Source organism: Rhodococcus sp. ENV425 (assembly GCF_002887785.1).
Classification (GTDB): Bacteria; Actinomycetota; Actinomycetes; order Mycobacteriales; family Mycobacteriaceae; genus Rhodococcus; species Rhodococcus aetherivorans.
Genome location: NZ_PCZU01000241.1, coordinates 899 through 9,816, shown reverse-complemented (window position 1 = coordinate 9,816; position 8,918 = coordinate 899). Strand labels below are relative to the sequence as shown.

Genomic DNA, 8,918 nt, shown 5'->3' with positions numbered 1-8,918 from the left:
CACCATCGCCGAGGCGCTGAAGCGGTCGCTGAACACCAGCTTCTACCGGCTGATGCTGGCCATGGAGGACGGGCCGCAGAAGATCGCCGACGCCGCCCACGAGGCCGGCATCCCGCTCGAGATTCCCGGCATCGAGGGCCCCACGCTCAGCCACAACGGCGGCGCGCCGGAGGGCGGCATCGTGCTGGGCCAGTACCAGTCGCGGGTGATCGACATGGCGTCGGCGTACGCCACGCTCGCCGCGTCGGGGACCTACCACCAGCCGTACTTCGTGCAGCGGGTCGTCAACGCGGAGGGCGAGGTGCTGCTGGACCGGCCCGCGTCCCCGGGCGAGCAGCGCCTCGACCCGGCCGTCGCGGACAACGTCACGCAGGCGATGCAGCCGATCGCCGCGTACTCGCGCGGACACGCGCTCGCGGGCGGGCGGCCGTCGGCGGCGAAGACCGGGACCACCCAGCTCGGTGACACCGGCCTGAACAAGGACGCCTGGATGGTCGGGTACACCCCGTCGCTGTCGACCGCGGTGTGGGTCGGCACGCCGGACGGCACCGCGATCACGAACAGCTGGGGCGGGTCGATCTACGGTTCGATGCTGCCGTCGGACATCTGGAAGGGCACGATGGACGGTGCCCTCGAGGGCACCGAGGTCGAGAGCTTCCCGTGGCCCGAGCCGATCGGCGGGCAGGCGGGCGTGCCCGTCGACACCGGGGTGACGGCCCCGTCAAACAACGCCCCGGCGCCCGTGCAGCTGCCCCAGCTGCAGCTGCCGGAGCTGCCGCCGATCACGATCCCGGCGCCGCCGGTGGAGCTGCCGCCGGAGATCCAGGTGCCGCAGCAGATCGAGGTCCTGCCGGGCGTGACGATCCAGATTCCCGGATAGGTGATGGCGCCGCCGTGGGGGTGAGCGGTACCGCCGCCGGACCCCCGGGTCGGACCGGCCCGGGGTCCGAGAGACGCCACGGTCGCGTCGCGGCCTCGAACGTGGCGAACGCCTGCGCGGCCGTCAGCTCGCCCGCGGCGACAGGACCGAACAGGCCGACGATCCCCCACGCGAGGAACCGCACCGCCGGATCACACTCCGCCTCCCCCGCCTCGCACTGTTCGCGCAGGTGGCCGGCGAGGACCTCGTGGACCATGTGGGTGGTGGCGCGCACGAGCACGGCGTCGCTGCGCCGGCCGGCCAGCGCCTCGTACAACCGCGGGTGCTGCTCGCACAGGTCGAACACGGTGCGCACCGGTCCCCACGGCGTCTGCCGTCCCCGAGCGCGTTCCTCGACGGCCCGCTGCACGTATTCGGTGCAGCTGACCACCAGCAGGTCGTCCTTGTCGCGGAAGTGGTGGTAGAACGTGGAGCGGCCGACGTCGGCGCGATCGAGGATGTCGCGGACGGAGACGCGGTCGTAGCCCTTCTCGGTGAGCAACTCGATCAGCGCTCGGTGCAGTTCGTTGCGGGTCCGTCGGACACGGCGGTCCTCGGTGGGCGGCACGGGTTCTCCTGTGGTCGTCGGCGTTACCGCACATTGTGCGCCCGAGTGTCCGGAACCGGACACTTTCCGGGGTTTCGCTCCTGGCGTCGCGCGGCGACCGTCGTAACCATGGAGCCATGAGACACAACGACTTCCAGCGACAGTCCACCGTCCACGACGACGGACCGGGGGTGCTGATCACCCGGGTCCGTGGTTATGCCGCCTTCAACACGATCTTCTTCGCCGGTCGGCGATCGCGGGTCGACGCCGCGGCGGCGGACCTGCTCGGCCTCCAGCGCGGGCAGGCCGTTCTCGACATCGGTTGCGGACCGGGGGCATTCGCCCGCGTTCTGGCCGAGCGGGTCGGTCCCACGGGGCACGTGGTGGGGGTGGACCCGTCGCGGCAGATGATCGACCACGCGACCGCACGGGCGCGAAGGCTGCCCCACTGCGAGTTCCGCGTCGGTACGGCGCAGGAGCTCGACGACCCCGACGAGTCGTTCGACGCGGTGACCGCGACGTTCTCGATGCACCACATCCCCGAAGGCCGGCGCGACGACGCGCTGGCCCAGTTCTTCCGGGTGCTCCGTCCGGGCGGCCGGTTGCTGCTCGCCGACATGTACCCCACCGACCGGATCCGCCCGATCGCGGTGCGGGTCCTGACCCGTGCGATGCGCCACCGTCACGACGAGGCCGGCGCCTCGGACGTCGCCCGGGCGGTCGACCCGATCGCCGCCGTCGACGTCCGCAACTACGCGGGCGCACTGCGGAGGGCCGGATTCGACGAGCCGGCCTTCCACGAGATCCGGCCGTCGACCGGCTGCCTGGTGGCGGTCAGACCCGGTCCTCGCGGATGAGCCGGACGGCATGGTCGACGACGTCGTCGACCGACACGGACGGCTCGGCGGTCCGGTCGATCGAGAGCGACTCGACCATCGCCCACCAGCCCCGCAACCGCATGATCGTCCATGCGTCGCCCTCGGTGCCGAGCGCGGTCAGGGTCCGTTCGACCATGGTGCCCCGCATGGCCTCGCGGATCTCCCGGATCTGTGGGTCGGCGCCGAATCCGCCGTGGAACAGCGCCTGATAGTTCTGCCCGTGCCGGTCGATGAACGAGACGAAGGCATACACGACGGCGCGCAACGGATCGGTGTCGTCGGGATCAGGGACCGCGGCCCGCAGCAGGCGCCGCGCGGCCGCGGCCACGACGGCGACGTAGAAGTCCTGTTTGGTGGGGAAGTAGCGGAACAGCAGACCCCGGGAGATCCCGGCGATCTCGGCGACCCGGTCGACGGACAACGCATGGATGGGCCGGGCGGCCAGTTCCTGCAGGCCGATGGCGACGAGCTGGCGTTTGCGTTCCTCCGGAGGCAGGCGCCGCCGCTTCTCGGTGCTCACGGATGGTCCCTCCCTCTTGATGGTGTGCTGCGCGCCCGGCTAGTCTAACTAAGCATTGCTCAGTTAGAGCCACGGAGGCCTCATGGATTTCGGTCAATCGGAACGCTCGCGCGAGTATCTCGAGCGGCTGCGCAGCTTCGTCGCCACCGAGGTGGTGCCCGTGGAGGAGCGGCTGCGCCGGGAGCGGGTCGCCCCCTTCGCGGCGCGCGGCGACAGCTCGGGTGCCGCGACGTGGTCGGTGCCCGACGAGTTCCGCGAACTGCAGCGCAAGGCCCGCGCCCAGGGCCTGTGGAACCTCTTCCTCCCCGATTCCGAACTCGGTGCGGGCCTGTCGAACGTCGAATACGCCCCCCTGGCGGAGGAGATGGGCCGCTCCCCGTTCCGGTCGTCGATCTTCAACTGCGACGCCCCGGACACCGGCAACATGGAGGTGCTCTACCACTACGGCAGCCCCGAACAGAAGGAACGCTGGCTGCGTCCCCTCCTCGACGGCGAGATCCGCTCGGCGTTCTGCATGACCGAGCCCGGTGTCGCGTCCTCGGACGCGACGAACATGGCGGCCACCGCCGTCGTCGAGGGCGACGAGGTGGTGCTCAACGGAAGCAAGTGGTGGAGCACGGGCATCGGCAGCCCCGACTGCAAGATCCTCATCTTCATGGGCCTCACCGACCCGCACGCACCCAAGCACCAGCAGCACTCGATGGTGCTGGTGCCGATCGACACCCCCGGGGTGAAGGTCGAGCGGATGCTGTCCGCCATGGGCTTCTACGACGAGCCCGGCGGCCACGGCGAGGTGTCGTTCACCGACGTGCGCCTGCCGCTCGACGCGATCATCGCCGGCCCCGGCCGCGGATTCGAGATCGCCCAGGGCCGCCTCGGTCCCGGCCGCGTCCACCACTGCATGCGCCTGATCGGGCTCGCCGAGCACGCCCTCGAACTCGCCTGCCGCCGGGGCCTCGACCGCGTCGCGTTCGGCAAGCCCCTGGTCAACCTCGGCGGCAACCGCGAGCGCATCGCCGACGCCCGCATCGCGATCAATCAGCTGCGGCTGCTCGTGCTGCACACCGCCTGGCTGCTCGACACCCAGGGCCTGTCCGGCGCGCGTTCCGCCGTCTCCGAGATCAAGGTCGCCACCCCGCGCGTGGTGCAGCAGGTGATCGACTTCGCCATCCAGATCCATGGCGGCGCAGGTCTTTCGGACGACTTCCCGCTCGCCGGTGCCTGGACGGCCGCGCGGGCGCTGCGCCTGGCCGACGGCCCCGACGAGGTGCACCAGGGCCTGGTGGCCCGCTTCGAACTCGGCAAGTACAACAACCCGGAGGGGCGCAAGTGACGATTCCCGACAACGCCCGCGCCGTCCGCGACGAGGACACCTTCGACGTCGCGGCCGTCGCGGCCTGGCTCGGCGAGCACGCCGGCATCGCCGGGACCCCCGAGGTCCACCAGTTCTCCGGTGGCGCTTCGAATCTCACCTATCTGTTGCGCTCCCCCGCCCGGGCCCTCGTGCTGCGCCGGCCGCCGGTGGGAGCCAAGCCGTCCTCCGGTCACGACATGGTCCGCGAGTACCGCATCCAGTCGCTGCTCGCGCCCGCCTACCGGTACGTGCCGCGCATGGTCGGCCTGTGCACCGACCACAGCGTGCTCGGCAGCGACTTCTACGTGATGGAGCGGGTACCGGGGACGATCCTGCGGGCGAACCCGCCGGCCGAGCTCGACCTGACACCCGAGCGCACCCGCACGCTGTGCCTGCGGATCGTCGACCTGCTCGTCGAACTGCACGGCGTCGACCCCGCGTCCACGGGTCTGAGCGAATTCAGTCGCGGCTCGGGGTATGTCGCGCGCCAGGTCGCGGGATGGACCGCGCGCTACGAGAAGGCGCGCACCGAGAACGTCCCGGACTTCGCGCGGGTCACCAAGTGGCTGGACGAGACCCAGCCCGCCGACGTGGCATCGGCGGTCATCCACGGGGACTTCCGGCTCGACAACGTGGTGCTCGACGAGCACGACCCGCTGCAGCCCGTCGCGGTGCTGGACTGGGAGCTGGCCACCGTCGGCGATCCGCTCATGGATCTCGGCTCGTCCCTCGCCTACTGGGTGCAGGCGGACGACGATCCGATGCTGGTCGCCACCAAGCGGCAGCCGTCGGACCTGCCGGGCATGCTCACCCGCCGCGAGATCGTCGACTACTACTCGCAGAAGACCGGCCTCGCCGTGGACAACTGGGGCTTCTACGAGGTCTTCGGGCTCTTCCGGCTCGCGGTGATCGCCCAGCAGATCTACTACCGCTACCACCACGGGCAGACCACCAACCCGGCGTTCAAGGACTTCTGGGTGATCGTCGGCTACCTGGACTCGCGGTGCAACACGCTGATCGACGAGATCGAGGGGGGACGTGCATGAGCACGCGGAGGAACATCCTGATCACCGGCGCGAGCTCCGGCCTCGGCGCCGGCATGGCCCGCGAATTCGCCGCGCGGGGACGCAACCTCGCCCTCGCGGCGCGACGGATCGAGCGACTCGAGGAGTTGCGCGACGAACTGCTCGCGAAGCACCCGGGCATCACCGTCGCGGTGCGGCGGCTCGACGTGGACCGGCACGAGGACGTGTTCACGGTGTTCCGGGAGTTCGACGACGAACTCGGCGGCCTCGACCGGGTGATCGTCAACGCGGGCCTGGGCAAGGGACAGCCGCTGGGCACGGGCTACTTCCGCGCCAATGCGCAGACGGCGAACACCAATTTCCTGGGCGCGCTGGCGCAGAGCGAGGCCGCCCTCGAGCTCATGCGCCCCCGCAACGCCGGTCACGTGGTGCTGATCTCGTCGGTGAGTGCGGTGCGCGGGATGCCGCGCAATCTCACGACGTACGCGGCGTCGAAGGCCGCCGTCGCGGCGCTCGGCGAGGGCATGCGTGCGGACCTGGCCCGCACGGGCATCCGGGTGAGCACGATCTTCCCGGGGTTCATCCGCTCGGAGATCAACGAGAAGGTCGAGAACGTGCCGTTCATCGTCGACACCGAGACCGGGTGCCGCGCGCTGGCGGCCGCGATCGAGAAGGAACCGCACAAGGCGTACGTCCCGAGCTGGCCGTGGACGCCGCTCGCCTATGCGATGAAGGTGCTGCCGCTGTCCGTCGTCAGCCGGATGGTGTGAGTTCCCGCCCCCGACGCGAAGTGGCCGAATGTCACATTCCTTCAGTTGGATCGAAGGAATGTGACATTCGGCCACAGAGGCGGTGGAAGCCGCGGATCAGGCGTCGGCGCCGATGATGAAGGCCTCGAGCTCGGCGCGAGCCTTGTCGTCGGCCATCTGGACCGGCGGGGACTTCATCAGGTAGGCGGAGGCCGGCAGCACGGGGCCGCCGATGCCGCGGTCCTTGGCGATCTTCGCGGCGCGGATGGCGTCGATGATGATGCCGGCCGAGTTGGGCGAGTCCCACACCTCGAGCTTGTACTCGAGGTTCAGCGGCACGTCACCGAAGGCGCGGCCCTCGAGGCGGACGTACGCCCACTTGCGGTCGTCGAGCCAGCCGACGTGGTCGGACGGGCCGATGTGGACGTCGTTGGCGCCCATCTCCTTCTTGAGGTTGGAGGTGACGGCCTGGGTCTTGGAGATCTTCTTCGACTCGAGGCGCTCACGCTCGAGCATGTTCTTGAAGTCCATGTTGCCGCCGACGTTGAGCTGCATGGTGCGGTCGAGCTGCACACCGCGGTCCTCGAACAGCTTCGCCATCACGCGGTGGGTGATGGTGGCGCCGACCTGCGACTTGATGTCGTCGCCGACGATCGGGACGCCGGCCTCGGTGAACTTGGCGGCCCACTCCGGGTCGGAGGCGATGAACACGGGCAGCGCGTTGACGAAGGCGACGCCGGCGTCGATGCAGCACTGGGCGTAGAACTTGTCGGCCTCTTCGGAACCGACGGGCAGGTAGGACACGAGCACGTCGACCTTCGCGTCCTTCAGCGCCTGCACGACGTCCACGGGCTCGGCCTCGGAGAGCTCGATGGTCTCGGCGTAGTACTTGCCGATGCCGTCGAGGGTGTGGCCGCGCTGGACGGTGACGCCGCTCGGCGGCACGTCGGCGATCTTGATGGTGTTGTTCTCGCTGGCGAAGATCGCCTCGGAGAGGTCGAAGCCGACCTTCTTCGCGTCCACGTCGAACGCGGCGACGAACTGGACGTCGCGCACGTGGTACCGGCCGAACTCGACATGCATCAGGCCCGGAACGGTGGTGCCCGCCTCCGCGTCCTTGTAGTACTCGACGCCCTGGACCAGGGACGAGGCACAGTTCCCCACGCCTACAATGGCCACGCGCACCGAGGTGCTGTTCTCACCCATGGTCGGGTTCTCCTTCTGTGTTGCGTTGTGCTGTCGACTGCTCGGCGGCGATCAATTCGTTGAGCCAGCGGACCTCGCGCTCGCTCGACTCGAGCCCGAGCTGATGAAGCTGACGGGTGTAGCGGTCCAAGGTGCCGCTCGCCCGCCCGATTGCGTCGCGGAGCCCTTCTCTGCGCTCCTCGACCTGGCGGCGCCTGCCCTCGAGGATCCGCATCCGCGCCTCGGCGGGGGTGCGGCTGAAGAAGGCGAGGTGCACGCCGAAACCGTCGTCGGTGTAGTTCTGCGGCCCGGTGTCGGCCACCAGCTCGGAGAAGCGCTTACGGCCCTCCGGGGTGAGCTGGTACACGCGACGGGCTCGTCGCATGACGGTGCCGGGTGCTCCCGAGTCCTCCTCGATGAGTCCGTCGGCCTGCATACGTCGCAGCGTCGGGTAGAGGGAACCGTAGGAAAAGGCGCGGAACGCGCCGAGCAGTCCGGTCAGTCGTTTGCGGAGCTCGTAGCCGTGCATGGGCGACTCGAGGAGCAGCCCGAGGATTGCCAGCTCGAGCAAAGGGCCTCCTCCACCGTGTCGATGAACTTATCCGAGTGATGCGATTGTCGATTATATCGCACCGATATATAGGACGATACTGGAGCGGAGTGCATGTAACAACGGGTATCGGTAAATCGGTCAGGGTTCGTACGGGAACACCGCGATCGGCGTGCCGTCGAACGCGAAGACGAGATGCCCGCCCTGATCGGTGCCGGGACGCTGCGCGTGGACCACGACCGTGGCCCGGCCCTCGTCGTCGACGTCGACGCCGACCTGCTCCACCCGGCCGTCGGGCACCCGCAGCGTCGCGGGAGCGCCGAGGATCATCTCCGACACCGCGACCAGGTCCAGGCCCGCCAGATCGAAGGCCACCGCATCCGACGGCCGGGTACTCGGACTGCTCCACGAGTCGAACTCGCCGTCGAAGGTGTACGAGAGATACCGGTGCGGATCGCCGGCCACCGCCCGGTCGAACGACGCATGCTCCGGGAACAGGGTCAGGTCGTCGACCAGCGTGTCGCCGAACTCGGCCCGATAGTCCTCGACGAACCGGGCCAGCCCCTGCGGCGACGTCAGGTCCGGCAGCGGCTCCGGCCCGTCCGCCGCGTTCCCGACGACTCCCGCCAGCGCGCCCGTCACGGCCCCCACCGCGACGGTCGTCGCCGCGATCACCACACGCCGGGCCCTCACCGGGTCCCCCGGTTCTCGAACCGATGCAGCTCGATCAGTTCGCCCTGCGGCGTCACCTCGAGGAATCCGGTCTCGCCCGCCGTGTTGCGCACGAAGATGCGCACCGACGGCTGGTCGTACGAGAAGCCGACCGAGATGTGGCCGACCGTGCCGTCCGGCACGCCGACGCTCTGCGGCGCCCCCGCGACGTAGCGGGCGATCTCGTCGACGTCCAGCGTCGCCAGGTCGACCACCGGGGTGTCCACGGCACGGGTCCGGGGCGCATGGTCCGGGTCGAAACCGCCGCGGTAGGTGTACGACACCATGCGGTCCGGGACGTCGGGGACGGAGCGGGTGATGCTCGCGTGCTGCTCGAAGAAGTCCACCTTGTCGACGAGCGTGTTCCCGAACGCCGCCAGGTGGTCGGCCCGGTACTGCTCGAGGCCCGCCCGGGTCACCAGGCTCGGCGTCGGCACCACGACCGGTCGCAGCGCCGCCGGGTCGAGGTACAGCGCCTGC

Annotated in this window: 10 protein-coding genes and 1 pseudogene; 5 read left to right on the top strand and 6 right to left on the bottom strand. The window is 69.7% G+C overall.

Going from position 1 to position 8,918, the window contains the following annotated elements; all coding sequences use genetic code 11:
- A partial coding sequence (locus CQZ88_RS31460; protein WP_258008701.1) for a penicillin-binding transpeptidase domain-containing protein occupies positions 1–880 on the top strand: 880 nt, incomplete at its 5' end.
- Here CQZ88_RS31460 and CQZ88_RS20830 read toward each other — a convergent pair.
- Entirely contained in the window at positions 783–1,487 is a 705-nt protein-coding gene (locus CQZ88_RS20830) for a TetR/AcrR family transcriptional regulator (protein ID WP_029546717.1), read from the bottom strand. The genes CQZ88_RS31460 and CQZ88_RS20830 overlap by 98 nt on opposite strands.
- 116 nt (positions 1,488–1,603) lie before the next feature.
- On the opposite strand from CQZ88_RS20830, the gene CQZ88_RS20825 reads away from it, so the two are divergent.
- Positions 1,604–2,323: a class I SAM-dependent methyltransferase gene (locus CQZ88_RS20825; RefSeq protein WP_029546716.1), complete on the top strand. Its 720-nt coding sequence runs from the start codon at positions 1,604–1,606 to the stop codon at positions 2,321–2,323.
- Here CQZ88_RS20825 and CQZ88_RS20820 read toward each other — a convergent pair.
- Positions 2,301–2,864: a TetR/AcrR family transcriptional regulator gene (locus CQZ88_RS20820; RefSeq protein ID WP_006932287.1), complete on the bottom strand. Its 564-nt coding sequence runs from the start codon at positions 2,862–2,864 to the stop codon at positions 2,301–2,303. The two genes, CQZ88_RS20825 and CQZ88_RS20820, sit on opposite strands and share 23 nt — an antisense overlap.
- An 82-nt stretch (positions 2,865–2,946) precedes the next feature.
- Here CQZ88_RS20820 and CQZ88_RS20815 point away from each other — a divergent pair, with 82 nt between their 5' ends.
- From CQZ88_RS20815 to CQZ88_RS20805, 3 genes are read left to right on the top strand one after another with little or no spacing between them, the layout of a single operon-like run.
- The gene (locus CQZ88_RS20815; protein WP_029546715.1) at positions 2,947–4,197 is read left to right on the top strand and encodes an acyl-CoA dehydrogenase family protein; all 1,251 of its coding nucleotides are present in this window, start codon (positions 2,947–2,949) and stop codon (positions 4,195–4,197) included.
- Complete coding sequence (locus tag CQZ88_RS20810; protein WP_102800229.1) at positions 4,194–5,264, top strand: phosphotransferase family protein; 1,071 nt, start codon at positions 4,194–4,196, stop codon at positions 5,262–5,264. The genes CQZ88_RS20815 and CQZ88_RS20810 overlap by 4 nt, the downstream gene beginning before the upstream one ends.
- Positions 5,261–6,013, top strand: a complete 753-nt coding sequence (locus tag CQZ88_RS20805) for an SDR family oxidoreductase (RefSeq protein WP_006932290.1) — start codon at positions 5,261–5,263, stop codon at positions 6,011–6,013. The genes CQZ88_RS20810 and CQZ88_RS20805 overlap by 4 nt, the downstream gene beginning before the upstream one ends.
- A 96-nt stretch (positions 6,014–6,109) precedes the next feature.
- On the opposite strand, the gene CQZ88_RS20800 is transcribed toward CQZ88_RS20805, so the two are convergent.
- From CQZ88_RS20800 to CQZ88_RS20785, 4 genes and pseudogenes are all read right to left on the bottom strand, one after another.
- Entirely contained in the window at positions 6,110–7,198 is a 1,089-nt protein-coding gene (locus tag CQZ88_RS20800; protein ID WP_006932291.1) for an inositol-3-phosphate synthase, read from the bottom strand.
- Entirely contained in the window at positions 7,191–7,748 is a 558-nt protein-coding gene (locus CQZ88_RS20795) for a PadR family transcriptional regulator (protein WP_006932293.1), read from the bottom strand. The genes CQZ88_RS20800 and CQZ88_RS20795 overlap by 8 nt, the downstream gene beginning before the upstream one ends.
- 120 nt (positions 7,749–7,868) lie before the next feature.
- Positions 7,869–8,420: a hypothetical protein gene (locus CQZ88_RS20790; protein WP_231385976.1), complete on the bottom strand. Its 552-nt coding sequence runs from the start codon at positions 8,418–8,420 to the stop codon at positions 7,869–7,871.
- Positions 8,417–8,918 (bottom strand): annotated as a pseudogene (locus CQZ88_RS20785) (DUF1707 domain-containing protein); the annotation flags it as partial. The pseudogene CQZ88_RS20785 and the gene CQZ88_RS20790, both read right to left, overlap by 4 nt.